This is a genomic window from Janthinobacterium sp. SUN211, assembly GCF_030587315.1.
Classification (GTDB): domain Bacteria; phylum Pseudomonadota; class Gammaproteobacteria; order Burkholderiales; family Burkholderiaceae_D; genus Janthinobacterium; species Janthinobacterium kumbetense.
Window position 1 is genome coordinate 249,880 of record NZ_JAPWIC010000008.1, and the last position, 25,096, is coordinate 274,975.

The 25,096-nt window shown below is 61.0% G+C and carries 22 protein-coding genes and 1 rRNA gene; 14 read left to right on the forward strand and 9 right to left on the reverse strand.

Annotated features, from left to right (window positions below):
- Positions 1 to 663 carry a secretin and TonB N-terminal domain-containing protein gene (locus O3301_RS24035; protein ID WP_180278660.1) on the reverse strand — a complete coding sequence of 221 codons (663 nt, stop codon included), beginning with the start codon at positions 661 to 663 and terminating at the stop codon, positions 1 to 3.
- Between the two features lie 260 nt (positions 664 to 923).
- Between O3301_RS24035 and O3301_RS24040 the strand changes: the two genes are divergently transcribed.
- From O3301_RS24040 to O3301_RS24060, 5 genes are all read left to right on the forward strand, one after another.
- On the forward strand, positions 924 to 1,289 hold the full coding sequence (locus O3301_RS24040) for a hypothetical protein (protein WP_305057698.1): 366 nt from the start codon (positions 924 to 926) through the stop codon (positions 1,287 to 1,289).
- Between the two features lie 94 nt (positions 1,290 to 1,383).
- On the forward strand, positions 1,384 to 3,732 hold the full coding sequence (locus O3301_RS24045; protein ID WP_289900562.1) for a Tex family protein: 2,349 nt from the start codon (positions 1,384 to 1,386) through the stop codon (positions 3,730 to 3,732).
- Positions 3,733 to 3,736: 4 nt separating this feature from the next.
- Positions 3,737 to 4,207, forward strand: a complete 471-nt coding sequence (locus tag O3301_RS24050; protein ID WP_305057699.1) for a GNAT family N-acetyltransferase — start codon at positions 3,737 to 3,739, stop codon at positions 4,205 to 4,207.
- 105 nt (positions 4,208 to 4,312) lie between these two features.
- Positions 4,313 to 4,624 (forward strand): Grx4 family monothiol glutaredoxin, encoded by a 312-nt coding sequence (grxD, locus tag O3301_RS24055; RefSeq protein WP_034753766.1) that lies wholly within the window; start codon positions 4,313 to 4,315, stop codon positions 4,622 to 4,624.
- Complete coding sequence (locus tag O3301_RS24060; protein WP_305057700.1) at positions 4,617 to 5,231, forward strand: UbiX family flavin prenyltransferase; 615 nt, start codon at positions 4,617 to 4,619, stop codon at positions 5,229 to 5,231. The genes grxD and O3301_RS24060 overlap by 8 nt, the downstream gene beginning before the upstream one ends.
- Positions 5,232 to 5,255: 24 nt before the next feature.
- On the opposite strand, the gene O3301_RS24065 is transcribed toward O3301_RS24060, so the two are convergent.
- Together O3301_RS24065 and O3301_RS24070 are read right to left on the reverse strand one after the other, a co-directional pair.
- The gene (locus tag O3301_RS24065) at positions 5,256 to 5,582 is read right to left on the reverse strand and encodes a hypothetical protein (protein WP_289900578.1); all 327 of its coding nucleotides are present in this window, start codon (positions 5,580 to 5,582) and stop codon (positions 5,256 to 5,258) included.
- A gap of 89 nt (positions 5,583 to 5,671) precedes the next feature.
- Entirely contained in the window at positions 5,672 to 6,079 is a 408-nt protein-coding gene (locus O3301_RS24070) for a hypothetical protein (protein WP_034753756.1), read from the reverse strand.
- A 244-nt stretch (positions 6,080 to 6,323) separates the two neighbouring features.
- Between O3301_RS24070 and O3301_RS24075 the strand changes: the two genes are divergently transcribed.
- The 7 genes from O3301_RS24075 (at position 6,324) to O3301_RS24105 (ending at position 13,475) form a co-directional block, all read left to right on the forward strand.
- Positions 6,324 to 6,698, forward strand: a complete 375-nt coding sequence (locus tag O3301_RS24075; protein WP_305057701.1) for a hypothetical protein — start codon at positions 6,324 to 6,326, stop codon at positions 6,696 to 6,698.
- 94 nt (positions 6,699 to 6,792) lie between these two features.
- The gene (locus tag O3301_RS24080) at positions 6,793 to 7,197 is read left to right on the forward strand and encodes a MerR family DNA-binding transcriptional regulator (RefSeq protein ID WP_251351570.1); all 405 of its coding nucleotides are present in this window, start codon (positions 6,793 to 6,795) and stop codon (positions 7,195 to 7,197) included.
- A 136-nt stretch (positions 7,198 to 7,333) separates the two neighbouring features.
- Positions 7,334 to 8,518: an isovaleryl-CoA dehydrogenase gene (locus O3301_RS24085; protein ID WP_077398251.1), complete on the forward strand. Its 1,185-nt coding sequence runs from the start codon at positions 7,334 to 7,336 to the stop codon at positions 8,516 to 8,518.
- Between the two features lie 53 nt (positions 8,519 to 8,571).
- Positions 8,572 to 10,371, forward strand: coding sequence for a bifunctional isocitrate dehydrogenase kinase/phosphatase (gene aceK / locus O3301_RS24090; RefSeq protein WP_289919792.1), 1,800 nt, complete (start codon positions 8,572 to 8,574; stop codon positions 10,369 to 10,371).
- The gene (locus O3301_RS24095) at positions 10,368 to 11,564 is read left to right on the forward strand and encodes an acetyl-CoA C-acyltransferase (RefSeq protein ID WP_099666058.1); all 1,197 of its coding nucleotides are present in this window, start codon (positions 10,368 to 10,370) and stop codon (positions 11,562 to 11,564) included. Before aceK ends, O3301_RS24095 begins: the two co-directional genes overlap by 4 nt.
- A 74-nt stretch (positions 11,565 to 11,638) precedes the next feature.
- Complete coding sequence (locus tag O3301_RS24100) at positions 11,639 to 12,307, forward strand: SDR family oxidoreductase (protein ID WP_305057702.1); 669 nt, start codon at positions 11,639 to 11,641, stop codon at positions 12,305 to 12,307.
- 40 nt (positions 12,308 to 12,347) lie between these two features.
- Positions 12,348 to 13,475, forward strand: coding sequence for an acyl-CoA dehydrogenase family protein (locus O3301_RS24105; RefSeq protein WP_289914075.1), 1,128 nt, complete (start codon positions 12,348 to 12,350; stop codon positions 13,473 to 13,475).
- Between the two features lie 479 nt (positions 13,476 to 13,954).
- On the opposite strand, the gene O3301_RS24110 is transcribed toward O3301_RS24105, so the two are convergent.
- The 4 genes from O3301_RS24110 to O3301_RS24125 all read right to left on the reverse strand — a co-directional run bounded on the left by O3301_RS24110 (position 13,955) and on the right by O3301_RS24125 (position 20,910).
- Positions 13,955 to 14,875, reverse strand: coding sequence for a YihY/virulence factor BrkB family protein (locus O3301_RS24110; protein ID WP_289907052.1), 921 nt, complete (start codon positions 14,873 to 14,875; stop codon positions 13,955 to 13,957).
- 73 nt (positions 14,876 to 14,948) lie between these two features.
- Complete coding sequence (locus tag O3301_RS24115; RefSeq protein WP_305057703.1) at positions 14,949 to 16,028, reverse strand: LD-carboxypeptidase; 1,080 nt, start codon at positions 16,026 to 16,028, stop codon at positions 14,949 to 14,951.
- 89 nt (positions 16,029 to 16,117) lie between these two features.
- Positions 16,118 to 18,871 carry a TonB-dependent receptor gene (locus O3301_RS24120; protein WP_305057704.1) on the reverse strand — a complete coding sequence of 918 codons (2,754 nt, stop codon included), beginning with the start codon at positions 18,869 to 18,871 and terminating at the stop codon, positions 16,118 to 16,120.
- A gap of 221 nt (positions 18,872 to 19,092) precedes the next feature.
- Positions 19,093 to 20,910 (reverse strand): ABC transporter substrate-binding protein, encoded by a 1,818-nt coding sequence (locus tag O3301_RS24125; protein WP_305057714.1) that lies wholly within the window; start codon positions 20,908 to 20,910, stop codon positions 19,093 to 19,095.
- 216 nt (positions 20,911 to 21,126) lie between these two features.
- Here O3301_RS24125 and O3301_RS24130 point away from each other — a divergent pair, with 216 nt between their 5' ends.
- Entirely contained in the window at positions 21,127 to 22,365 is a 1,239-nt protein-coding gene (locus O3301_RS24130; protein ID WP_034753725.1) for a nucleoside recognition domain-containing protein, read from the forward strand.
- An 8-nt stretch (positions 22,366 to 22,373) separates the two neighbouring features.
- Entirely contained in the window at positions 22,374 to 23,876 is a 1,503-nt protein-coding gene (dacB, locus tag O3301_RS24135; protein ID WP_305057705.1) for a D-alanyl-D-alanine carboxypeptidase/D-alanyl-D-alanine-endopeptidase, read from the forward strand.
- Positions 23,877 to 23,898: 22 nt separating this feature from the next.
- Here dacB and O3301_RS24140 read toward each other — a convergent pair whose 3' ends face one another.
- Positions 23,899 to 24,762 (reverse strand): CPBP family intramembrane glutamic endopeptidase, encoded by an 864-nt coding sequence (locus tag O3301_RS24140; RefSeq protein WP_305057706.1) that lies wholly within the window; start codon positions 24,760 to 24,762, stop codon positions 23,899 to 23,901.
- 221 nt (positions 24,763 to 24,983) lie between these two features.
- Positions 24,984 to 25,096, reverse strand: a 5S ribosomal RNA gene (gene rrf, locus O3301_RS24145).

Genomic DNA, 25,096 nt, shown 5'->3' on the forward strand with positions numbered 1-25,096 from the left:
TCAGGGCGCCCCGGCCAGCAGGTAGGGCGCGCAGTCGGCATCCGGATCGGGCCGCGGCGTCAATAAAATCGTCAGCGGCTGCGGCAAGCCCGCCGGTGGCGCGCCATCCATCAGCAGGCTGCGCAAACGCTGCAGCACGGCGCGGTCGCGCTGTTCCACGCCGCTCGGCTCCAGCACGTGTACGGCGCGCACCTTGCCCCGCTCGTCAAGCCACAGCTGGAAAGCCAGGCGGTAGCGGCCGAAGGCGTCCGGATGCAAGCGGCACAGGGCGCGCGTGAGCGAGCGCTGCAGGATGGCCGCATAGCCTTGCAACGGTAGTGCGGCAGGAGCGGCCTCGGCCGGCACGGGCGCCGGCGCCACGGGGGCGTCGGCCAGCGCCAGCAAGGTAAACGCGTTGCTGCCGCTGAAGCGCGCGCCCAGCTGCGTGCCTGCCAGCAAGCGCTGCAACGCTTCGGCCGGCGTGTAATCGCCGCGCACGGGCGCGGCAACGCGACCGGCCGCCAGCTGGCTGCTGACGAGCACGGAATACCCGGTCACTTCGCCAAACGCCACCAGGGCCGCATCGAGCGGCTGGGCGGGCAAGTCGAAGCGCAGGGTCGCGTGCGCGCTGGCGTCAGCACCGTCCGCACCCGCAGCCGGCCGCACGAATGTCATCAATGTCATGAATGTCATCAGCAAGCAGGCGGACAGGGCATTGCCCGTTGCGGCGCGGCGGTGGCTTAGTGTCATTTTCCAGGGGAATCAACGAAAAATCCTGCTCATGAAGTGTCTTGACTGCAATGTTGTCTGCAGAATGGCAAGATGGTAGCTTCATAAAATGACAACTGCATGACATGGCATCGGCCCGCATGCCGGCCTGTGTCATCGCCGCGACATATGATCTTGCTATGCTGAACGCCTGATCCACCGTTCCGGGAGCCACCATGGCACGCCTGTTATCACTATTGCTGCTGGCCTGCGCCGCCCTGTCCGCACAGGCGGACGAGCACACCGTCGTCGTGAAGGCGGCCGCGCCCGAGAAGGGTTGCGTGGAAGTGGAAGTCAATGGCAAGCGCGCGCAATCGATGTCTTGCTTGAATGAAAAACTATTGCCAAATAGCAACACTGTGAACCGGCAGCCGCCCGCCCTGTCCGGCGCGGAAGCGATCATGCAGCGCCCATCGAACCAGCTGGGCCTGTACAACCGCGCCGCCCTCGAACACCGCATGGGCAATGCCTTTGGCAAATCCGTCACGCCGCAGCGCCCGCCGCCGGCGACGCCCGCCAGCCCGCTGCTGCCGGCCCGCTGACGCTGTTGTCAACGCACAGTCCATTTGCGCTGTCAAGATTGCGCAATCGCGCCGATTGCGTATCATTCCAGGCTTGATCGCTCTGGAAACAACCATGCTGCCCACTATCGAACAACGTCTTGCCCTTGAACTTGCCGCCAAACCGGTGCAGGTTGCCGCCGCCATCGAACTGCTCGACGAAGGCGCCACCGTGCCCTTCATCGCCCGTTACCGCAAGGAAGCGACCGGCGGCCTCGACGATATCCAGCTGCGTCTGCTCGAAGAGCGCTTGCGCTACCTGCGCGAGCTGGAAGAGCGACGCGCCGCCATCGTGGCCTCGATCACGGAACAGAACAAGATGACGCCCGAGCTGCTGGACGCCGTCATGCACGCGGAAGACAAGACGCGCCTGGAAGACTTGTATCTGCCCTACAAGCAAAAGCGCCGCACGAAGGCGCAGATCGCCATCGAAGCGGGCTTGATGCCGCTGGCCGACGGCTTGCTGGACAATCCGGAACTGACGCCGGAAATGGAAGCGGGCAAGTTCCTGCGCGAAGCGTTCACGAGTGCCGACGGCAACAACCCGGGCGTGGCGGACACCAAGGCGGCCCTCGACGGCGCGCGCCAGATCCTGATGGAGCGTTTCGCCGAAGATGCGACCCTGCTGCAAACCTTGCGCGAATACGTGCAGGAACACGGCATCGTCGAATCGAAAGTGGTGGAAGGCAAGCAGGACGAAGGCGAAAAATTCGCCGATTATTTCGATTACTCGGAAACCATTTCCACAGTGCCATCTCACCGCGCGCTGGCGCTGCTGCGCGGCCGCCGCGAGGGCATCCTCGACGTCACCCTGCGCCTGGATACGGAAGCGGAAAAACCGAAATGGGATGCGCCGCACAACCCGTGCGAAGGCCGCATCGCCGCCCGTTTCGGCATCAAGCAACAGGGCCGTCCGGCCGACAAATGGTTGCTTGATACGGCGCGCTGGACCTGGCGCGTGAAAAGCTTCATGCACCTGGAAACGGAACTGATGGGCGCGCTGCGCGAACGCTCGGAACTCGACGCCATCAATGTCTTCGCCACCAACCTGAAAGCGCTGCTGCTGGCCGCGCCGGCCGGTCAGCGCGCCACCATGGGCCTGGACCCTGGCTTGCGCACGGGCGTCAAGGTCGCCGTGGTCGATGCCACGGGTAAAGTGGTCGACACGGCCGTGATCTACCCGCACCAGCCGAAGAACGACTGGGATGGTTCCTTGCATACCTTGGGCCGTCTTGCCGCCAAGCACAATGTGTCCCTGATTTCCATCGGCAACGGCACCGCCTCGCGCGAGACGGACAAGCTGGCGCAGGATTTGATCAAGCAGCATCCGGAAGCGAAGATGACGAAGATCGTCGTCTCGGAAGCGGGCGCGTCGGTGTATTCGGCGTCCGAGTTCGCTTCGAAAGAGTTGCCGGACATGGATGTGTCCCTTCGCGGCGCCGTGTCGATCGCGCGCCGCCTGCAAGACCCGCTGGCCGAACTGGTGAAAATCGACCCGAAATCCATCGGCGTGGGCCAATACCAGCATGACGTGAGTCAAAGCCAGCTGGCCCGTTCGCTCGATGCCGTGGTGGAAGATTGCGTGAACGCCGTCGGCGTGGACGTGAACACGGCGTCGGCACCGCTGCTGGCGCGCGTCTCCGGCCTCTCGGCCAGCGTGGCACAAAGCATCGTCACCTACCGCGACATGAAGGGCGCGTTCACCTCGCGCGCGGCGCTGAAAGCCGTGCCGCGCCTGGGCGACAAGACCTACGAACAGGCAGCGGGCTTCCTGCGCGTGATGGGCGGCGAGAATCCGCTGGACGCGTCCGCCGTCCACCCGGAATCGTACCCGCTGGTGGAAAAAATCCTGGCCGATATCAAGAAGGATATCAAGGCCGTCATCGGCGAAACGGCCCTGCTGAAAACCCTCAGCCCCGCCAAGTACGCGGATGACACCTTCGGCGTGCCGACCATTTCCGATATCTTGAAGGAACTGGAAAAGCCGGGCCGCGATCCGCGTCCGGAATTCACGACGGCCACCTTCAAGGAAGGCGTGGAAGAAATCCGCGACTTGCGTCCGGACATGATTCTCGAGGGCGTGGTCACCAACGTGGCCGCCTTTGGCGCCTTCGTCGACATCGGCGTGCACCAGGATGGCCTCGTGCACATCTCGGCCCTGTCGAACACGTTTGTGAAAGACCCGCACACGGTGGTCAAGGCTGGACAAGTCGTGCGCGTCAAAGTGCTGGAAGTCGATGAAAAGCGCAAGCGCATCGCGCTGACCATGCGTTTGACGGACAGCGCGCCGCAGGCGGGCAGCAAGCCGGAACAGCGTGGCGACCGCAACGACCGCCGCAGCATGGCGCAGCACCAGTCGCAGTCGCGCAACGCGCCGGAACCGGCCGGCAGCATGGCCGCCGCGTTCGCCAAGCTGCGCGGTTAAGTTCGTGGCCGCCAGGCAGGGTATCACCATCCTGGCGGCGGATGCGGCCGGCCCGGATGCCCAGCTGCTGCTCGACGAATTGTCGGACGCATTGCTGCGCATCAATGGCGACAGCGGCCGTTCTTCCTTCGATGCCGAGGCGGCCACGCCGCGCGGCGGCTTTTATCTTGCCCGCGATGCCGCCGGTGACCTGCTGGGCTGTGCCGCCCTGCGCCCGCTGGGCGAGGCGGACGGCGCCACGGCAGAACTCAAGCGCATGTATGCGCGCCCCGGCCAAGGTGGCGTGGGCGCGGCCTTGCTGGCCCATGTGGAAGCGCAGGCGCGCTGCTTCGGCTATGCGCGGCTGCACCTGTCCACCCGCGTGGCGAATACCCGCGCGGTGGCGTTTTATGCCAAACACGGCTATGCACCCGTCGTTGCCTGGGGCAAATACGTGGGCGCGGCACAATCGGTGTGCTTGGGCAAACAGTTATAAGCGTCAACGTGGCTGACTTGCCCGATTTATGACTTGAGCGCATACCCGTGCCGGCGTTTTCTTATAAAATGACGGCATCTATTTATTTACCCATCAGAGGCAGCTATGAGCGACGTACAAACCTGGATCAAAGAAACCGTGACGAACACGCCAGTCGTGCTGTTCATGAAGGGCACGGCCCAGTTCCCGCAGTGCGGCTTTTCCGGCCGCGCCATCCAGATCCTGAAAGCATGCGGCGTGGAAAACATCGCTACCGTCAACGTGCTGGATGACCCGGAAGTGCGCCAAGGCATCAAGGATTACTCGAACTGGCCGACCATTCCGCAGCTGTATGTCAAAGGCGAGTTCATCGGTGGTTCCGATATCATGAATGAAATGTTTGAATCGGGCGAACTGAAGTCCCTGCTCGATGCCTGATAGTCAACAGCAGCGGCCGCGCCGTATCGTCGTGGCCATCACGGGCGCCACGGGCGCCGTGTATGGCTTGCGGCTGCTGCAATTGCTCGGCGCCATCCCCGGCGTCGAGACGCATCTGGTCTTGTCGGATGCCGCCGTACTGACCCTGCACCAGGAAACGGGCGTGGGGCGCAAGGACATCGAAGCGCAGGCGCACGTGGTGCACAAGCTGCGCGATATCGGCGCAAGCATCGCCAGCGGCTCGTTTCAATCGGATGGCATGGTCGTCGCACCGTGCTCAATGAAGACCCTGGCGGCCGTGGCCCATGGCCTGTCGGATAATTTGATCACGCGGGCAGCCGATGTGGTGCTCAAGGAGCGCCGCCGCCTGATTTTGATGGTGCGCGAAACGCCGTTCAACCTGGCGCACCTGCGCAATATGACGGCCGTGACGGAAATGGGCGGCATCATCTTCCCCCCCTTACCCAGCTTTTATCACCACCCGCACAGCATTGCGGAGATGGTCGACCATACGGTCGCGCGCGTCATCGACCTGCTCGGCATCGAGCACGCCCTGGCGCCGCGCTGGAATGGTTTGAAACCCCCCAGCGACGGCACGCCTGGCTAGCCCTCTCCGCTTGCTACCGCCAATTCAACGCTTCTCAAACTGAACGGCACTGGCCTGCTTCAAATCCCTGGCTTCTTCAACCATCCTGCGGTGGGCGATCCGTTTGCGCATCACTTCCGCATGTTGCGCGGCAGTCATGGGGGGCACGGTCATCAAGTCCTTCAGCTGCGCGGTATTGCTGTAGTTACTTTTCATAAGACGGCTCAAATGCTCGGCTCCGTAGTGGATGAACTGGCTGCTTCTGATGTGATTATGCGCTGGTATTGGCCGCTGCGCCGCTGCGTGCGGGATTATTGTCAAATAATTCCGCTGCAGCGCAACATGCGAGGTCTTATTGTGCGACAAAATCATGTCTCCAGTATGACGTTGCGCAAATAAAAGGACAGGAAGAGCGCCGCCAGCGAAAGGCTGACGGCGCCGGCCGGGGATGGCCTGAATGCTTACTTTTGGTAGTTGACTCTGACCAGCATGCGAATAAATTCTCGCGCGATTTGACGATGATGTTCATCTAATCTTTGCAAATCGGCAATTAATTTCACATCGGCGGACTCAAACCGCGACAAAGCGCTGCCCGCTTCGCCATTCGGCGTGGCGCTTTCCGGGCCGCCAAAACGCAACCATTCCGCCGGAACGCCCAACCATTGGGCAATCATGCGCAATTTCTCTTGCGTCGGAATTGCTTCACCTACTAACCATTTCCTAGCTGCATGCACGGTAATCGGGCGCCCGTCGAAACGGATATTGAATTCCCGGGCCAGTCTGGTCGGGCTGTCTGGAGAATAATGGGCGTTTTTGAGAGCCAACTGAAGTCGCTGGCTGAAGCTTTCGCGTTCGTTAGAAGAATTCATAGGTGTACTATTTCATGTTGTAACATGAAAGTCAGTTTCTTGAATGACCATACAGAATGTTACATTTGAAAAGAGCATCAATTAACAATTAACACTCCGGCCGGGCTTTCCGGGTAGAAAAGTGGGCCGAATTTTCTCTTGTGATTCTGCGTGGCTTCGGGTCAAATTCGCGGCTGGCCTTGATTTTCGCACTGCAGCACGATTCAAAGCCTCGGTTTGGCATTACAACGTACGGTATCGGATAATGCCCTCCTCTACCGATGTACGCAATGCCCATGTCATACAATTTCTTGTAGACAAAGTTTTCAGAAGGGCCATTTTGTTTCCAACATGGAAACGATTCGAACAACGTGCTCAGAGTGAAACGTTGTTTTTTGATCGTGCCGGTTGGAAAGAATCTGCGCCCGAAAAATTTTACTGCCATCGCAGCGAAAAGAATGTCGCTGTTATGCCAGGAAAGCTCTTTTTGGTGTCATCTTGGCCACCAACTCTCGATCTTAAGCGCGTTTGCGCCAGAAGAATCAATTTATTTTCAGTAACTGTTGCCTTATTCGCCAAATTCCCCTGTCTACATCCTCTTTTTTCTTTGTTGCAGCACGGGCAGGGCACGCTACAATAGTATTGACGTTGACGTAAACGGCACTTTGCCCCCCATTACCCTGCAGCCCCCATCCAGCGACCGACCACCCATGCAACCGACACCGCCCGCAGCAATGACGACCTATACCATTACCGAACTGGCGCGGGAATTCGACATCACGGCGCGCGCCATCCGCTTCTATGAAGACCAGGGCTTGCTCAGTCCGAAACGCGAAGGCGCGGGCGGGCGCAGCCGCGTCTACACGCCGCGCGACCGCACCCGATTGAAACTGACCCTGCGCGGCAAGCGCCTGGGCCTGGCGCTGTCGGAGATCAAGAGCCTGGTCGACATGTACGAGTCGCCGAAGGACACGCGCGCGCAGATGGACCGCTTCCTGGGCGTGCTGGCGCAGCACCGGCAAACCCTGGAACAGCAGCGCATCGATATCGAAATGGCACTGGCGGAAATCAGCGCGCATGAAGACGCTTGCGCGCACATGCTGGCGGACTTGAACCTGGATCAGGCGCAAACCAGCTAGGCAGCGATGCGGCGGCGCAGGCCGCGCGCATCACTTCATGCGCATCGCTTTACGTTTACGTAAACGTCACAACTGAGTATCATAGCTTCACTGACCCGGCATCCATGACCGCCACACTTATAACGACGAGGACGACATGCTCCATCTCCCAGGCTTGACCTTTGACCACGGCGAAGACATCGCCTCGCTGCGCGAAGCGATCCAACAATTTGCCGCCGCCGAAATCGCGCCGCGCGCGGCCGAGATCGACCGCACCGACCAGTTCCCCATGGACCTGTGGCGCAAGATGGGCGACATGGGCTTGCTCGGCATTACCGTCAGCGAAGAATACGGCGGCGCCGGCATGGGTTACCTGGCGCACATCATCGCCATGGAAGAGATTTCGCGCGCCTCGGCTTCCGTCGGCCTGTCCTACGGCGCCCACTCGAACCTGTGCGTGAACCAGATCAAGCGCAACGGCACGGCCGAACAAAAGGCCAAGTACCTGCCGAAGCTGATCACGGGCGAGCACATCGGCGCGCTGGCCATGTCGGAACCGAACGCGGGCTCGGACGTCGTCAGCATGAAGCTGCGCGCCGACTTCAAGGGCGACCGCTGGGTCTTGAACGGCACCAAGATGTGGATCACCAACGGCCCCGATGCGGACGTGCTGGTGGTGTACGCGAAAAACGACCTGGAAGCGGGTCCGCGCGGCATGACGGCTTTCCTGATCGAAAAGAATTTCAAGGGTTTTTCCATCGCGCAAAAGCTCGACAAGCTGGGCATGCGCGGCTCGCACACGGGCGAACTGGTGTTCCAGGATTGCGAAGTGCCGGCCGAAAACGTGCTGGGCGGCCTGGGCAAGGGCGTCAACGTGCTGATGTCGGGCCTCGACTTCGAACGCACCGTGCTGTCCGGCGGCCCGCTGGGCATCATGCAGGCTTGCATGGACCTGGTCGTGCCTTACGTGCATGACCGCAAGCAATTCGGCCAGCCCATCGGCGAATTCCAATTGATGCAGGGCAAACTGGCCGATATGTATTCGACCATGATGGCGTGCAAGGCCTACGTGTATGCCGTGGGCCAGGCGTGCGACCGCGCCACCACGCCGGAAGCCGTGCGCCAGTTGCGCAAGGATGCGGCCGGCGCCATTCTGTATAGTGCGGAAAAGGCGACGTGGATGGCGGGCGAAGCGATCCAGGCCCTGGGCGGCAATGGCTACATCAACGAATTCCCGGCCGGCCGCCTGTGGCGCGACGCCAAGCTGTACGAAATCGGCGCCGGGACCAGCGAAATCCGCCGCATGCTGATAGGCCGCGAACTGTTTGCGGAAACCAAGTAAGCACGGGCGCGCGGCGATCGACTGGGTGAAGAGCTATTTATGCGAGCACAGCTATGACGCACATTGCCTTCCCCAAATTGCTCTCTTCCCAGATTGCATTCGATATCGCGCGCACCATCCGCGACGGCTTCGACAAGCATTACCGCCTGTTCCGCGAAACCAGCCAGCAAGCCAAGCAGTATTTCGAGCAAGGCGCCTGGGCCGCGGCACAGACGGCGGCCCGCGAACGCATCGACTTCTATGACAAGCGCGTGCAGGAATGCGTGCAGATGCTCGAAGATGAGTACGAAGAGTCGGAGTTGAGCGATGAAGTGTGGCGCGAACTCAAGCTGCACTACATCGGCATGCTGACGGAACACAAGCAGCCGGAACTGGCGGAAACCTTCTTCAATTCCGTCTGCTGCAACATCCTGCACCGCACGTATTTCAATAACGACTATATTTTCGTGCGTCCCGTCGTGTCCACGGAATACATCGAAACGCAAGACCCGGTCCCCACCTACCGCGTGTATTACCCCGGCAAGGACGGTTTGCGCCACACCCTGACGCGCATGCTGACGCACTTCCAGCTGGATTGCGCATTTGCCAACCTGGAGCGTGACGTGGCCCAGGTGGAAGCGCGGCTGCAGCAGCTGTTCGGCGGCGACAGGATCGAACCGAACCACCAGATCCAGGTCTTGACCAGTTTGTTCTACCGCAACAAGGGCGCCTATCTGGTCGGCAAGGGCATCAACGGCAACCGCGAATATCCGTTTGTCGTGCCCATCCTGCACAACCGTCACGGCAAGCTGGTGCTCGACACGGTGCTGTTCGAGCAGCAGCAGATCGCCGTGCTGTTTTCGTTTACGCGCGCGTATTTCCTGGTCGATATGGAAGTGCCGTCGGCCTACGTGCAATTTCTCCGAAGTTTGCTCCCGCGCAAGCCGCGCAGTGAGATTTATACGATACTGGGCTTGCAAAAACAGGGCAAGACGCTGTTTTACCGCGACTACCTGCAGCATCTGAAACACTCGTCGGACCACTTCGAAAGCGCGCCCGGCATCCGCGGCCTGGTGATGCTCGTGTTTGCCCTGCCGTCGTTTCCGTATGTCTTCAAGGTGATCAAGGATTTTTTCCCGCCGCCCAAGGAAACCACGCGCGCGCAAGTCCAGCAAAAGTACTTGCTGGTGAAACACCACGACCGGGTGGGCCGCATGGCCGACACGCTCGAGTATTCCAACGTGGCCTTTCCCCGCGCCCGTTTTGCCGAGGAATTGCTGGCCGAGCTGAAACAGTTCGCCCCCTCGCTGATCGAAGAAGACCACGAACAGATCATCATCCGCCACCTGTACATCGAGCGGCGCATGGTGCCGCTGAACATGTGGCTGAGCAATGCCGAGAAGGAAGGCCGCGACGACCTGGTCGAACACGCCATCGTCGAGTACGGCAACGCCATCAAGGAATTGGTGGCGGCGAATATCTTTCCGGGCGATATGCTGTATAAAAATTTTGGCGTCACGCGTCATCAACGTGTCGTTTTTTACGATTACGATGAAATCGAGTACATCACCGATTGCCAGTTCCGCGTCATTCCCCAGGCGCGCACGGAGGAAGAAGAAATGTCGGCCGAACCTTGGTATCCCATCGGCAAGCACGATGTGTTTCCCGAACAATTCGGTACCTTCCTGCTGGGCAATCCCCGTATCCGCACCTATTTCATGCAGCACCATGCCGACCTGCTGACGGCGCAATATTGGCAGGCGCGCAAACAGCGCATCGAAGACGGCCACATCGAGGACGTCTTCCCTTATCCGCAGCACCTGCGTTTTTGTATGCAGTCATCATCCCCACCCCTAACCGGAGATCCAACATGAATGATCCAGTCGTAATCGTCGGTGCCGCGCGCACCCCCATGGGCGCCTTCCAGGGCGACTTTGCCAACGTCACCGCCAGCGACCTGGGTGCCGTGGCCATCCGCGCCGCCGTGGAACGGGCCGGCGTGGCGCCGGATGCCGTGGAACACGTGTTTTTCGGCAATTGCCTGATGGCGGGCCAGGGCCAGGCGCCCGCGCGCCAAGCCTTGCGCAAGGCTGGCTTACCCGATTCCACGGGCGCCGTGACCCTGTCGAAAATGTGCGGCTCGGCCATGCAGACGACCATGTTCGCGCATGACACCTTGCTCGCCGGCAGCGCCGACGTGGTGGTGGCGGGCGGCATGGAATCGATGACCAACGCCCCTTACCTGGTACCGAAGGCGCGCGGCGGCTACCGCATCGGCCACGGCATGATCTATGACCACATGATGATGGATGGCCTGGAAGACGCCTACAGCCGCGATGAAAAGGGCAATGCCCGCTCGATGGGCACGTTTGCCGAAGAGTGCGCCAGCCAATATCACTTCACGCGCGAAGCGCAGGATGCCTTCGCCATCGAATCCGTGAAACGCGCGCAAGCGGCCACCAAGGATGGCAGTTTCGAATGGGAAATCGTGCCCGTGACCGTGTCCGGCCGCGGCGGCGACACCATCGTCAGCATCGATGAAGGCCCGCAAAAAGCCCGCCTGGAAAAAATCCCCACCTTGAAGGCGGCGTTCAAGAAGGATGGCACCATCACGGCCGCCTCGTCTTCGTCGATCAACGATGGCGCGGCAGCCCTCGTGCTGATGCGCGAATCGACGGCGAAAAAACTCGGTTGCACCGTCATCGCGAAAATCCACGGCCACGCCACGCATGCGCAGGCGCCGAACGAATTCACCACGGCCCCCATCGGCGCAGTGAAAAAACTGTACGCGAAAACGGGCTGGAGCAGCAGCAATGTGGACTTGTTCGAGATCAATGAAGCGTTCGCGGCCGTGCCGATGGCCGCCATGCACGACCTCGACATTCCACACAGCAAGATCAACATCCACGGCGGCGCGTGCGCGCTGGGCCACCCGATCGGCGCCTCGGGCGCGCGCATCATCGTCACCCTGCTGGGCGCCCTGAAAAAAACCGGCGGCAAGCGCGGCGTGGCGGCCCTGTGCATCGGCGGCGGCGAAGCGACGGCGATGGCGATCGAACTGGTATAAGCTCTTCCTGAGCACGGGCGCGCACCGCAGTTCACGGTGCGCGCCCTTTCATTTTATTTTCAGGGAGAAAACATATGCCTACCGCATTGATCATCGGCGCCTCGCGCGGCATCGGCCACGAAATCGTCCGTCAATACCGTCACGATGGCTGGCGTGTCATCGCCACCGCCCGCACACCGGAAGCTTGCGACGCCCTCGCGCAACTGGGCGCGGAAGCGCACCAGCTGGACGTGACGGACGTGGAAGGCTGTGCCGGCCTGGGCTGGAAACTCGACGATGAAAAGCTCGACGTGGCCATCCTCAACGCAGGCGTGTACGGTCCCCGCCACGACGGTTTCCCCGCGCAAGCCGATTTCGACCTCGTCATGCACACGAACGTGCTGGCGGCCATGCGGCTGCTGCCGATCCTGGCGCCGCTGGTGGCCAACGCGAAAGGCAAGCTGGCCGTGCTGTCCTCGCACATGGGTTCCCTGAGCGAGCGGGGCAATCCCAGCGGTTCGCTGTACCGCGCCAGCAAGGCGGCCCTGAATTCCGTGCTGATCGACACGGCCCTCGTGCATGGCCCGCAAGGCGTCAGCTGCGTGGCTTTCCACCCGGGCTGGGTGCGCACGGACATGGGCGGCGCCGGCGCCGATATTTCCCCCGAGGAAAGCGCTGCCGGCATCCGCGCCACCCTGGCCAGCCTGCCGGCCACGGACAAGGCCGTGTTCCGCAACTACGATGGCAAGCCTATCGGCTGGTAACTCCCTGAATTCACGATAAAAACAAACGAGACGACGTCCCATGATACTCAATGAAGAACAGACCATGATCCAGGAAGCGCTGCGCAGTTTTTCGCGCGAGCGCCTGGCGCCCAACGCGGCCCGCTGGGACAAGGAACATCATTTCCCGAAAGAAGAATTGCAGGAACTGGCCGCGCTGGGCGCCTTTGGCGTGGCCGTGCCGGAAGCGCTCGGTGGCGCCGGTCTCGACTATGTGTCCCTGGCCCTGGTGCTGGAAGAAATCGCCGCCGGCGATGGCGGCACTTCGACCATCATTTCCGTCAACAATTGCCCCGTGTGCAGCATCGCCATGATGTACGCCAACGATGCGCAAAAGGAACAATGGCTGCGTCCGCTGGCGCAAGGGACCATGCTGGGTGCGTTTTGCCTGACGGAACCACACACGGGCAGCGACGCGTCCGCCCTGCGCACGACGGCCACGCGCGACGGCAATGACTACGTGATCAACGGCACCAAGCAATTCATTACCAGCGGCAAGTATGCGGACGTGGCCATCGTCATGGCCGTGACCGACAAGGCGGCTGGCAAGCGCGGCATCAGCGCCTTCTGGGTGCCGACGAACACGCCCGGTTACATCGTGGCGGGACTGGAACAGAAGATGGGCCAGCATTCGTCGGACACGGCGCAAATCCTGTTCGAGAATTGCCGCATCCCGGCGGAAAATATGATCGGCGAAGAGGGACAAGGCTACAAGATCGCCCTGTCCGGCCTGGAAGGCGGCCGCATCGGCATCGCCTCGCAAGCCGTGGGCATGGCGCGCGCCGCGTACGAAGCGGCGTTAAGTTATGCGCGCGAGCGCGAAAGTTTCGGCAAGCCCATCTATGAACACCAGGCCGTGCAATTCCGCCTGGCCGACATGGCCACGCAGATCGAAGCGGCGCGGCAACTCATACGCCACGCGGCGGCCATGAAGGATGCGGGATTGCCGTGTTTAAAAGAAGCGGCCATGGCCAAGCTGTTTGCGTCGGAAATGGCGGAAAAAGTCTGCTCGGACGCCATCCAGGTGCACGGCGGCTACGGTTATGTGTCCGACTTCCCCGTCGAGCGCATCTACCGCGACGTGCGCGTGTGCCAGATTTATGAGGGCACCAGCGATATCCAGAAGATACTCATCGCCAGAGCTTTATAAGCAAGGAAAGAAGGCGCGTGAAGCGGTAAAAGTCTCGGCGCCTTGAGCAACCGTAGCGAGCAAGCTCGATATCGGCTTGAGTAACGCAGCCGTACTGAAGTACGGCGAGTAACGCCGAGTCGAGAGCGGGCTGCGCAGTAGGTTGCCCAAGGCGCCAGCCACAGACGAAAAAAAGCCCGCTAAAACGCGGGCTTGTTCCAATGTATTACCAATGCTTTAATCGTGTCATGGACGCCAGTGCTATCTGCAAAGTGCCTCCTGATTTTCGGACTCCCATGCTATCTGCATGGTGACTCCAAGTGTAAATCGACCAACGTATCCGGAATTACAAAAATCCACTCTTTCGCACTGTCACGCCATCGACATTACACCTGTCGGTCGCCGCGCTGAGCCTGGATAGTGAGACTATTCGCAAGCGAATCTCAATCACTGAACGGAGTATAGCACAGCTTTTTGTGCAGTGCAATAATCTTTTTAAATCAAGTCCTTAGCGCCAGCGGCTTGTCTTCTTCGCCGCCACGGGCCACCCTTTCATACTCGGAAATCACTTGCGCGCCCAGCAGCAGCAAGGTGGCGCCTATTTCCAGGCTGAACATGACGACGATGGCCGTCGTCATCGAGCCATACACGATATTGACCTGCGACAAGGTGGAAAAATACCAGACCAGCACATGGCGCGCGATTTCCCACAGCAGGGCCGCCGTCACGCCGCCGATCAGCGCATGCGTGATCGACAGCCGTCCGACGGGCATGACCAGGTAGATCGAGCTGAGCACGAGGATTTCACCCGCCAGCCCCAGCAAATACAGCAACACGCCGGACACGCCTTCCAGGCCCCAGTCGTGGCGCAAGAAGCGCACGCTTTCCTCGCTCATCACCTGCAAGCTGCCCGCCACCAGGGTGATCAGCAAGATGCCCACGCCCAGGCACAGGATGTAGCAGTACGGCAATACGGCGGAAATGAGGAAATGGCGGCGGCGGATGGCCACGCGGTGAATGAAAATCACGCTCATGGCGTTTTCCAGCACGGTAAACGCCAGCGAACTGAAAAACAGCATGGTCAGCAGCAATAGCCAGCCGATCACGCCCCGATTGTTGAGGAAATGCGCCACTTCCGCCACGATGGCCTTCGATTGCCCGGGCACCAGCCATTCCAGGTAATGGCCGATTGTTTGCAGCAATTCGTCCTGCGCGATCACGTGCGACAGGGCCACCACAACCAGCATCAGCAAAGGCACGATGGACAGCAGCGAGTAATACGCGACGGCGCCCGCCAGCAGCAAGCCCTGGTTGGCGCGAAAGCCCTTCAGCACCTGCAGCACGAAGGCCAGCGGGTGGCTCAAAATGTAGGCGCTGGCGCGGCGGTTGATCATGAGCAAACCGTTCAAGGATGCCGGCATGGCCCGATGCCTTGCCGCACATGCCCCTAGCATACTGACTATCCCCGTACTGTGCCGTGCGCGAACGAACAGACTAGCTCACGGCGGCTTCCAGCAAGGTCAAGGTTTGCCGGTCCGCATCCAGGGTGGCGAGGATGCCCATCGGTATCGTGAACTGGTGGCGGATGTGGCCAAACGAATAGCCGCTGACGGCCGGCACGCGCAAGGGCTGCAAATGCTGGTCCAGGGTGGCATCGAGGGTCAGCGCCGTATCGCCCTCGGCCGCCTCGCAATGCTCGAAGATGCCCAGCATCAATGCCGCCGCCTTGTTGAAGCCCACGGACAGGTCGAGCTGGCACAGCATGCGGTCGATGCGGTACGGTACTTCATTGATTTCTTCGAGGAAAAGGATGTGTTCACGGAAATCGGCCGCATACGGCGTGCCGGCCAGCGCGCTGACCATGCACAGGTTGCCGCCCGTCAAGCGTCCCGTCGCCTGGCCGCCATGCACGGTGCGGATGGCGAAGTTCGGCTGCGTCTGCGCGCGGCGGTGATTGTCCAGCGCCATGGGGATCGTGTAATTGTCTTGCGGCGTCATCAGCACATTGCGCAACTGCGTCACCGTGTAATCGGACAACGTCGATGACGCCACGGGGCCGTGGAACGTTACCAGGCCCGTCTGGCGGCCGATGGCCAGGTGCAGGGCCGTGATGTCGGAATAGCCCATCAGCACTTTCGGGTTGCGCCGGATCAAGCCGTAGTCGAGCAGCGCCAGCAGCGAAATGCAGCCGGAGCCGCCGCGGATGGCCCACACGGCCTTGACGTCCGGGTCGCGGAACGCGGCGTGCAAGTCGTCCAGGCGCTGCTGCACCGTGCCCGCATAGTTGCCGTGCACGGCACGGATATTGGCGCCCAGGCTGGCGCGCAGTCCCAGCGATTCGATATTGCGCTGGGCCTTGGCGATGGACTCCTCATCCGTAAAACCGCCCGGTGCGATGATGGCGACCAGGTCGCCGTCGCGCAGGCGCGCCGGTTTGATCAATGCGTGTTGCTGTTGCATGCGTTTTCCCTTCCCTTGCGCGGCCGCCACCCATGCCGGTGTGCCTGCCGCCCCGAGGGTGGCGGCCAGCAAGCCGCCGAAGTGGCGCCGGCTGAGATTGGTCTGACTGGACATGCGGCCCTTTCCTGGAATAAAAAACGGCGACGCCAGGCGCCGCCGCACGAGGTTAGCATGCCGGCGGGATCGCCGCCGGCATGGTTGCCTTACATGAACTTGTACTTCAGCTGGAACGACAGCGAACGGCCGCGCGGGTCGGCCACGCGCGGGTCCCAGCCGGCGCCCACCACTTCATCCACGTTGTGCGCGGTGAACGGTGGATCGCGGTCGAACAAGTTCTGGATGCCCACGGTGATGGTGGTATTTTTGAAGCCCGTGTACGTGCCCGACAAGTTATACGTCGTGTAGCTGGACACGTCCGGCTTGAAGCCCGGTGGCGGCGCGCCCTTGCCGCCATTCGGCACCTGGTCCTTGTAGCCCGACGAAAAACTCTGGATCAGCAAACCGCTCCAGTCGCCGCGCGATACGCCGAAGCTGGCATTGTGTTTCCAGCGCAGGTACAGGTCGCGCGTATAAAACTTGCCGACCAGTTCCTGGTATTCCTGGCCTTGATATTCCGCAAACTTGAAACTGTCCATATACGTGCCATCCAGGGTCGCCGTCCATTTCGCGTCCCGGATCTTGCCTTCGCCGCGCAAGCCCACGTCCAGCCCGCGCACGCGGCTGCCTGCCGCGTTGATCCAGCCCGCCTGCACGTACTCGATGGTGCCGTCCGGATTGCGGTGGATGTACTGGTTCAGCGCCTGGTAGTTGGTCAGCACGATTTGCGGCGTACGGTTCAGGATGCGGTCCTTGGTGTTGATGGCCCAGTAGTCGAACGAAGCGGAATAGCCCTTCACCGGTTCGATGACGATACCGACGCTGCCCTGCTTCGACGTTTCCGGTTTCAGGTTGGTATTGCCGCCCGTCTTGTAGTCAAGGCGGTCGATGGCGCAGTATTCGGGCACGCCCGGATGCTTGGCGCAGCCTTCCTGGTCGATCACGCCGTTCGGCAATTCCTGGCTCAGCGAACCGGAGTACAGCTGCTGGAAGCTTGGCGCGAGGAAACCTTTGCTGGCCGAACCACGGAACAGCAGGAAGTCCATCGGCTGGTAGCGGAAGGCCACTTTCGGATTCGTCGTCGCGCCCACCAGGCTGTAATCATCGCGGCGGATGGCCAGCTGCATTTCCAGGTCCTTCGTGACCGGCACCAGCAATTCGGCATACACGGCCTTGACGGTACGGCTGGCATCTTTCAATGCGGCATTGCCTGGCGCCAGCAGGATCTGGATGGCGTCGACATCTTGCCCGAAGCTGTAGCCTTCGCGGCGCAAGTCAAAACCGGCTGCCATGGCCAGCGCACCGGCCGGCAGCTGGAACAGCTCGCCCGAAACGGAACCATCGATCTGCGTCAGGGTTGTCTTGCCATGCTGGAAGTCGCCACGGAACTTGGTCGATTCGATCAATTGCTTGGCCGCTTCCGTCTGGCTCTGGCCGGCGCCCACCCACGGATTGATGATGCCCGTCGCCAATGCCGCGTACAGCTTGTCCGTATAGGAATAGCCATCCGTCAGCTTGGTCTTGGTGCTGCTTTCGGCGCGCGAAATGCCGGCCTTGTAATCCCACTTGCCAAAGTTACCCTCAAAGCCCACCAGCACGCGGGCATTGTCGGTCGTGTTTTCCTGCGTGCGGTTCCCCACGTCATTGGCGCGCCATTTGTAGGAAATCGGCTTGGTCTTGTCGAACGACGGGATGTAGGCCGACAGGTCCTGGTAATACGCGCCGCCGACCGGATACAGATTCTTGTTGGCGACGGTCGCCTGCACCTGCATCGGCGTCAAAATGGCCGTGGCCTTGGTGCGCGAACCGAGCACTTCGACAAACATGCGGTGGTCTGGCGCCAGCTGGAACGTACCGCGCGACAACAGATTGGCCCGTTCGACGGGGAATTGCAGCACATAGTCGGCGCCATAGTCGTAGGCGCAGGAATATTTGGTGCGCAGCGGCGAGGTCACGTCTTTCCACAGCTCCGTCTGGTACTGCGACATGCCGGCGATGCTGTCGCACTTGCCCTGGAAGCTCAACGGATTGGCTTGCAGGTATTTATTCGCGTCGCCGGGCAGCTGGAACGAGGCGCCCAGCGCCGTGCCGGCACCCGCCATCTGGTTGGCGAACGGCGTGCCCGTGGTATCGGGCGACAGGCCACGGCCCGGCTGGTAGCCGTTGACGAAGGAACGGTCGCTGCCGTTCAGGCGCTGCGCCTTGTCGACGGTCAGGCTGGCCATGATGTTGTAGCGATCGCTTTCCAGCGAGCCCGTGCCTGCCAGCAGCGAAGCGCGGCGCGTGGCGCCGCCGCCTGCCTGCGTATCGTTGGTGGAAACGGACGCTTCCACGCCGCTGTAATTGGTTTTCAGAATGAAATTGATCACGCCGCCGATGGCGTCCGTGCCGTAGATGGCCGAAGCGCCATCCTTGAGGATTTCCACACGCGAAATTGCACCCAGCGGAATGGAGTTCAGGTCGACCGACTTGCCGCTGGCGCCATGCGTGGCGATGCGGCGGCCGTTCAACAGCACCAGGGTGCTCGACGGTCCCAGGCCGCGCAGCGAGGCGAACGAGGCGCCGCCGCTGACACGGTCGGCATCGGCGCCAAACACGTTATTGCCCGAAGTCATGTTATCGGCGCCCGTGCCATTCGCCGACAGGGTGCGCACCAGTTGCTCGGTCGTCGTGATGCCCTGCTTTTCGATCTGATCAAAGGTGATGACTTGCACCGGCAGCGCGCCTTCCTTGGCGACGCGCTTGATGCTGCTGCCCGTGACTTCGACCCGTTGCATTGCTGGCGCCGCCGCTTCCTGTGCCATCACCGGTCCCACCACCCCCATCAATGCCACCAATTGCGCTAGCTTCTTCAATTTCACGGGTCTCTCCTTTATTTGGGCAATCGAAACTTGAGTTCTCAAGTCAGGCTGTTTTTTTTCACGTCGCAACTGTCTGTCTCGCAGTACATTTTTTTATGACATTTGCGCATGACTTTATTTGTTTTCATTTTCAGAGTAGCGCGATGCATCCGGGCCCAGCCAATGAAAAATGCTTTCCTAACCATAACTTTTTGGAATGAATGCCCTTTTCAGCGACATGGTCACTTGCCTGCGGGGCTAGCCCTGGTTTTATCCACGTCCAGATAGCGCCAGGACGTGAATTCCACGGGGTGGCGCCTGTAGTTTTTTAGCCACGGTTGCTGCAGGTCGGCAGAGATGGGATGCGTCAGCAACACCCACGGCGTATAAGCGTGGATCAGCTGAAACAGGTCGAAGTACAGACTGCGTCGGCGCGGCGTATCGGATAGCAGGCGCGCCTCCTCATAGCGTTTATTGTAATCGGGCAAGTTAAAGCGGGCATAGTTGGCGCGGCCAACGTTGCCGCCGTACAACAATTGCATAAAGTTATCGCCATCGGGGAAGTCGGCGATCCAGTTGGTCTCGAACATCTGCACCTTGCCCAGGCGCGAGGCCTTGATGATTTCCGTCTTCTTGTCGCTTTTAAACTCCACGCGCACGCCGATGGCGTTCAGGTTGCGGCGCCACAATTCGTCGCGCAAGCGTCCCACCGTGCTCGGTTCCGTATGCATGGTGAGCAGCAAGGGCGTGCCGTCCGGCTGGGTGCGGAAACCGTCGGCGCCCGCCTTGTAGCCGAAGCGGTCCAGCAAGGCGCGCGCCAGCGCGGGATCGTAGCCGACGGGGCTGCGGTACTGCTTGTCGTAGCCGAGCACATTCGGCGGCAGCGGCGACTGCGCCGGCAAGGCCAGTCCTTTTTTCAGCAGGGCGATATCTTCGCGGCCGTTGTAGCTGAGGGCGATGGCGCGCCGCAGGGCCAGCTTGCCCTTGCTCATGCCGCCCAGCACGGGGTCGTCCATGTTCATCCACATGTAATACGTTTGCAGCACGGGAAAGCGCGTCAGCTGCAAGCCCTTGGCGGCCAATGCCGGTTTCAGCGCGCCGTTTTCCAGCACCATGTCCGTCATCGATTCCGGCACTTGCTCCAGGTAATCGAATTCGCCCTTCAAAAAACCCAGCATGCGCGATTGATATTCCTCAACGATGCGCACCTCGATGCGCTCGACCAGCGGCAAGCGCTGACCTTCCAGCGCGGTGGCGATGGCGCGCGCATCGACCGGCAAGGCGGCCAGCGCCTTGGCCTCCGTATGGAACACGGTGGCACGGAAAGTCGGGTTGGCCTGCAGCACGATCTTGTCGCTGCGCTTCCACTCCTTCACTAGGAACGGCCCCGTGCCCACGGGGTGGTTGCCGATCTGTCCTGCCGCCGGGTACGCTTCGGCCACTTCGCGCGCCACCACGGCTGTCGCCGGCATGGCCAGGTAAAACAGGAAGTTCGGATCGACGCCGTTCAGGCGGATGCGCAGGGTGTATTTGTCCAGCGCCTGCAAGCCGGCGATCGGCGTGTCGTAGCTGAACTTGGTTTTCAGGGCGGCATCGCCCACCAGCTTGTCTTCCAGCAAGAATAACCACGGCGACTTCAGGCTGGGGTCATACAGGCGCGTCAGGCTGTAGACATAATCCTGCGCCGTCACTTCGCGCGGCTGGCCCTTGAAAGCGGGATCTTGTGTGAAGAAGATGCCGGGCTGCAAGTGAAAGGTGTACGTGCGCCCGCCATCTTCCACCGTCGGCATGGCGCGCGCCGTATTGCCCTGCAGCTGCACGGGGCGCGCCAGGTAGTCATAGCGCAGCAGCGGATCGAAGATGTTTTCCATCAAGTTCAGGCTGGCCAAGTCGGACGCCACGGCCGGGTCCAGGCCCGTCTCGCTGGTGCTCAAAAACAAGTGCAGGGTCTTGTTCGCGCGGGAAGTGCTGGCGGACGCAGCATCGGCGGCGTGGGCCGGTACATTCAACAGCGTCAACAGGGCCAGGCCGGCGGCGCAGGCGGTTTTGCGTAAAAACATCATCAGTGATCCAGTGCAGACAAGGTAACGAACAGCGATTAGCGACAGGCATCCCCCACACTACGCGGGCAAGCTACGGGGCGCCAATGAAAACAGGCTGCCAGCTTATAACTTTTTGGCATGCGATTGCTGCATTCTTTCATCAACTCGTATCGGGCTGCCCCTATACTTTGTTTGCAGACATTTTTTACTCCCGACACACAGAACTGATCGCATATGGCACTTAATTACATCTGGTCCGGCTTTTTCCTCGTTGGCTTCCTGGCCGCAGTGCTGCAGTGGCTGTTTCTCGGCGATACCGATATCTTCAAGCGCATCATCGACGGCACCTTCGAGACGGCGCGCATGGGCGTGATGGATATCGCCCTGCCGCTGGCCGGCGTGATGACCTTGTGGCTCGGCATCATGAACATCGGCGAAAAAGCGGGTATCGTCGGCTGGCTGGCGAAAGTGATCGCGCCCTTCTTTTCGCGCATCTTCCCGGAAATTCCAAAAGACCATCCGGCCACGGGCCACATGGTGATGAATTTCTCGGCCAACCTGCTGGGCCTGGACAACGCGGCCACGCCGTTCGGTTTAAAAGCCATGGAAAGCCTGCAAACCTTGAACCCGAACAAGGAAGAGGCGACGAATGCGCAAATCATGTTTTTGGTGCTGCACACCTCGGGCCTGACCCTGATTCCGCTGGCCATCATGGCGCAGCGCTCCATCCTCGGCGCGGCCGACCCGTCCGACATCTTTATCCCCTGCATGATCGCCACCTATGTGGCCACCATGGTCGGCATCATCACGGTGTCCATCAAGCAACGCATCAACTTGCTCAACAGGGTCGTGCTGGGCTGGATGGGCGGCATGACGAGCGCCATCGTCGCCATGATCTGGTATTTCACGCAATACCTGACGAAACAGGAAATCGAGCTGGTCTCGAAGGTCGTCAGCAACCTGGTATTGATCAGCGTCATCGCCATCTTCATCATCGGCGCCCTGCGCAAGAAGGTGAACGTGTATGACGCCTTCATCGAAGGGGCGAAAGGCGGCATCCAGACGTCGATCACCGTGATTCCCTACCTGGTCGGCATGCTGGTGGCCATCAGCGTGATCCGCAACGCGGGCGTGTTCAATTTCCTGATGAGCGGCATGAACTGGTTCTTCGCCAACCTGGGCATCAATACGGACTTCGTGCCCGCCTTGCCGACGGCCATGATGAAGCCGCTCAGCGGTTCCGGCTCGAAAGCCATGATGATCGACGCCATGAATACCTATGGCGTCGACTCGTTTGTCGGCCGCCTGGCCTGCGTCTTCCAGGGCTCGGCCGACACCACCTTCTATATCGTGGCCCTGTATTTCGGTTCCGTCGGCATCCGCAAGACGCGCTATGCCATCACGGCCGGCCTGATCGCCGATCTGGCCGGCGTGATCACGGCCGTCTTCGTTGCCTACGTCTTTTTCCACTAAGGAGCACCATGTTACGTCCTGTTCTGATGGCTGCGCTGTTGGCGGGTCTGGGCCTGTCGACCGCCCACGCGCAATTGCCCGAATCCGTCAGCCTGCTGCTGCGCAGCGCGAATATCCCGGAAGACGCCATGGGCGCCATCGTCTTGCGCGGCAACACCACCGTGCTGTCGCATGGCGCCGAACGCAGCATGCAGCCCGCTTCCACCATGAAGCTGGTGACGACGGCCGTGGGCCTGGAGCAGCTCGGTCCCATCTTCCGCGGCCGCACGGAGCTGCGCACCAGTGCCGACGTCATCAATGGCGTGCTGAAGGGCGACTTGATCCTGCGCGGCGGCGCCGATACGGATTTCAATGCGGACGTGCTCGCGCACATGCTGCAAACCCTGCGCAACCAGGGCATCGTCAAAATCAAGGGCGATCTGATTCTCGACCGCCAGTTGTTCCAGCCGGCCCGGCCCGACATCGGCGCCGCGCCCTTCGACGAGTCGGCCGAGTTCCGCTACAACGTCATCCCCGATGCCTTATTGCTGAACACCAATCTGATCGATATCAACATCAGTGCGACGGAACGGCAATTGAGCTTCCAGATGCAGCCGCCGCTGGAGAATGTCAGCATCACGAGCGACATGAAACTGGTCAAGGGCAGTTGCGCCAAATGGGAAGATGGCTGGCGCCCGCCCGAATACCGGCGCGATGCGAGCGGCAAGCTGCAGGTGATACTGCATGGCACCTTCCCGCAAAACTGCAACAAGGCCACCAGCATCAATGTGCTCGATCGCAACGATTATGCGGACCGCTTGTTCCGTGCCACCTGGAAACGCCTCGGGGGCACGATCACGGGCACGGTGCGCGAAGCACCGGGCACGGGCTTGCCGCCGACGGCCGAACCTGTCGGCACGCGCATGCTGGCCGACCACGTGGCGCGCGCCTTGCCGGAGGTCTTGCGCGATATCAACAAGACCTCCGATAACACCCTCGCCCGTACCCTGTTCCTGAGCCTGGGCAGTTTGCAGAGCGATGGCTGGCTGGGCAGCCGCCCCGTCGCCATGGCGGCGCCGGAAGATACGGCCAGCCGGGCGCGGCAAGTTATCCAGGAATGGTTCCAGCGGCACCATATCGACACCCAGGGCATGCTGGTCGACAACGGTTCCGGCTTGTCGCGCACGGGACGCATTGCGCCGGCGCAAATGGCCGGCGTCTTGCAGGCGATGCAGCAAAGCCCATGGGCGCCCGAGTTCCAGTCCAGCCTGCCCATCGTGGCGCTGGACGGCACCATGCGCAAGCGCCTGTTGAACAGCCCGGCCGCCGCGCGGGCCCGCATCAAGACGGGCACCTTGAAAAATGTCGTGGCCATCGCCGGCTACGTGCCCGACGCCAACAACCAGCAATGCGTGGTGGTCGCCATGATCAATAGCGACCTGGTGGGTAATGGCAATGGCCGCGCGGCCGTCGATGCGCTGATCGAGTGGGTCGCCAGGAGCGGCGCTACGCCGGCAGTCGCCGGACAATAAGGTTCCAGGCCGGAGTAGCGGGCTAGTTGCGCGACGTGCGTGCTTCGCTGGCAAAAGCCAGGCGCAGCACGTACGCGGCGACGGCGCCGATCAGCAAGACGGTCACCAGCGAACCTTCCACGCCGAAGGCGCCGCCGGTCAGCACGGCATTGCCAGCCAGTTCGCCGCGCAGCAGACCATCCGTGGCCGCATGACCCGATACGGTCGAGGAGAATACCTGGCCGACGCAATAATTCCAGCCGACGTGCGTACCGATACACACCCACAGCCGGCGCGTCTTCATATACAGCGCCGCCTGCAGCACGCCATACGCGACAAGCGCGATGATCGCCAACAGCGAAAAGCCGGCATTGGGCAAATGGGCCAGGGCAAATACCAGGGATGAGATCACGATGGCAGCCTTGTTGCCCAGCGCACGCGCCGTCACGCCGAACAGGATGCCGCGAAACATCATTTCCTCGGCCATGCCAACCAGCACCAGTTCGGCCAGAGGGAGCAGCAACAAGATTCTCAGGGCGTTGACGCCGCTAAACTGATACACGCCCAGCGCAGCCAGCACACCGAAGGTCAGGGCGACCAGCCCGGCGCCAAGCAGCAATCCACGTCCCAGCTCACCCGCCATGCCCGGCATTGCCAGTTCAGTCGGCTGGCGTTTTTCGATGCGCCTCACATAGAAGCGGTAGCCAAACCACACCAGTACCGCCGCCAGTAACTGCGGCCACAGGATGCGGTAAGGCTTGTCCACCAGCTGGGAAGCAAGGCCCATCACCAGCGGTACAGCGGCAAAGGTGAGAACCATCCCCAGCACAATCTGCACCAGGGGATAGGCCATCAGGCGCGCCAAGGGGGATTTCTTCGTTGCCATGCTCAGGGTGCTGTCCATCATCGCTTTCCTCGTGGGTTGTCAGGGAGTGGCTGCTGCTTTCTTGTTTCATGTAGCGATAGTAACAGCATTTATATAAGCACTTATGCAAATATCGAAGAATGTTGTATTTTATGCACCCGTGGTGAATGAACGAAAGCGGAAGGGGGGAACAGCAAGGAAGCGCAAGACGAAAAAAAACCCGCTCATTGCTGAGCGGGTTTTTCTCTTACTGCGAATAACAAGCCTGACGATAACCTACTTTCACACTGGTTGCAGCACTATCATCGGCGCAAAGTTGTTTCACGGTCCTGTTCGGGATGGGAAGGGGTGGGACCAACTTGCTATGGTCATCAGG

Coding starts and splice junctions, on each gene's coding strand:
- O3301_RS24080 (WP_251351570.1), top strand. CDS start 6,793: ATGACGACCTATACCATTACCGAACTGGCGCGGGAATTCGACATCACG.
- O3301_RS24045 (WP_289900562.1), top strand. CDS start 1,384: ATGCTGCCCACTATCGAACAACGTCTTGCCCTTGAACTTGCCGCCAAA.
- O3301_RS24100 (WP_305057702.1), top strand. CDS start 11,639: ATGCCTACCGCATTGATCATCGGCGCCTCGCGCGGCATCGGCCACGAA.
- O3301_RS24125 (WP_305057714.1), bottom strand. CDS start 20,910: ATGTTTTTACGCAAAACCGCCTGCGCCGCCGGCCTGGCCCTGTTGACG.
- O3301_RS24130 (WP_034753725.1), top strand. CDS start 21,127: ATGGCACTTAATTACATCTGGTCCGGCTTTTTCCTCGTTGGCTTCCTG.
- O3301_RS24065 (WP_289900578.1), bottom strand. CDS start 5,582: ATGATTTTGTCGCACAATAAGACCTCGCATGTTGCGCTGCAGCGGAAT.
- O3301_RS24070 (WP_034753756.1), bottom strand. CDS start 6,079: ATGAATTCTTCTAACGAACGCGAAAGCTTCAGCCAGCGACTTCAGTTG.
- dacB (WP_305057705.1), top strand. CDS start 22,374: ATGTTACGTCCTGTTCTGATGGCTGCGCTGTTGGCGGGTCTGGGCCTG.
- O3301_RS24110 (WP_289907052.1), bottom strand. CDS start 14,875: ATGCCGGCATCCTTGAACGGTTTGCTCATGATCAACCGCCGCGCCAGC.
- O3301_RS24095 (WP_099666058.1), top strand. CDS start 10,368: ATGAATGATCCAGTCGTAATCGTCGGTGCCGCGCGCACCCCCATGGGC.
- O3301_RS24085 (WP_077398251.1), top strand. CDS start 7,334: ATGCTCCATCTCCCAGGCTTGACCTTTGACCACGGCGAAGACATCGCC.
- O3301_RS24060 (WP_305057700.1), top strand. CDS start 4,617: ATGCCTGATAGTCAACAGCAGCGGCCGCGCCGTATCGTCGTGGCCATC.
- O3301_RS24040 (WP_305057698.1), top strand. CDS start 924: ATGGCACGCCTGTTATCACTATTGCTGCTGGCCTGCGCCGCCCTGTCC.
- grxD (WP_034753766.1), top strand. CDS start 4,313: ATGAGCGACGTACAAACCTGGATCAAAGAAACCGTGACGAACACGCCA.
- O3301_RS24115 (WP_305057703.1), bottom strand. CDS start 16,028: ATGTCCAGTCAGACCAATCTCAGCCGGCGCCACTTCGGCGGCTTGCTG.
- O3301_RS24075 (WP_305057701.1), top strand. CDS start 6,324: ATGCCCTCCTCTACCGATGTACGCAATGCCCATGTCATACAATTTCTT.
- O3301_RS24140 (WP_305057706.1), bottom strand. CDS start 24,762: ATGATGGACAGCACCCTGAGCATGGCAACGAAGAAATCCCCCTTGGCG.
- aceK (WP_289919792.1), top strand. CDS start 8,572: ATGACGCACATTGCCTTCCCCAAATTGCTCTCTTCCCAGATTGCATTC.
- O3301_RS24035 (WP_180278660.1), bottom strand. CDS start 663: ATGACATTGATGACATTCGTGCGGCCGGCTGCGGGTGCGGACGGTGCT.
- O3301_RS24105 (WP_289914075.1), top strand. CDS start 12,348: ATGATACTCAATGAAGAACAGACCATGATCCAGGAAGCGCTGCGCAGT.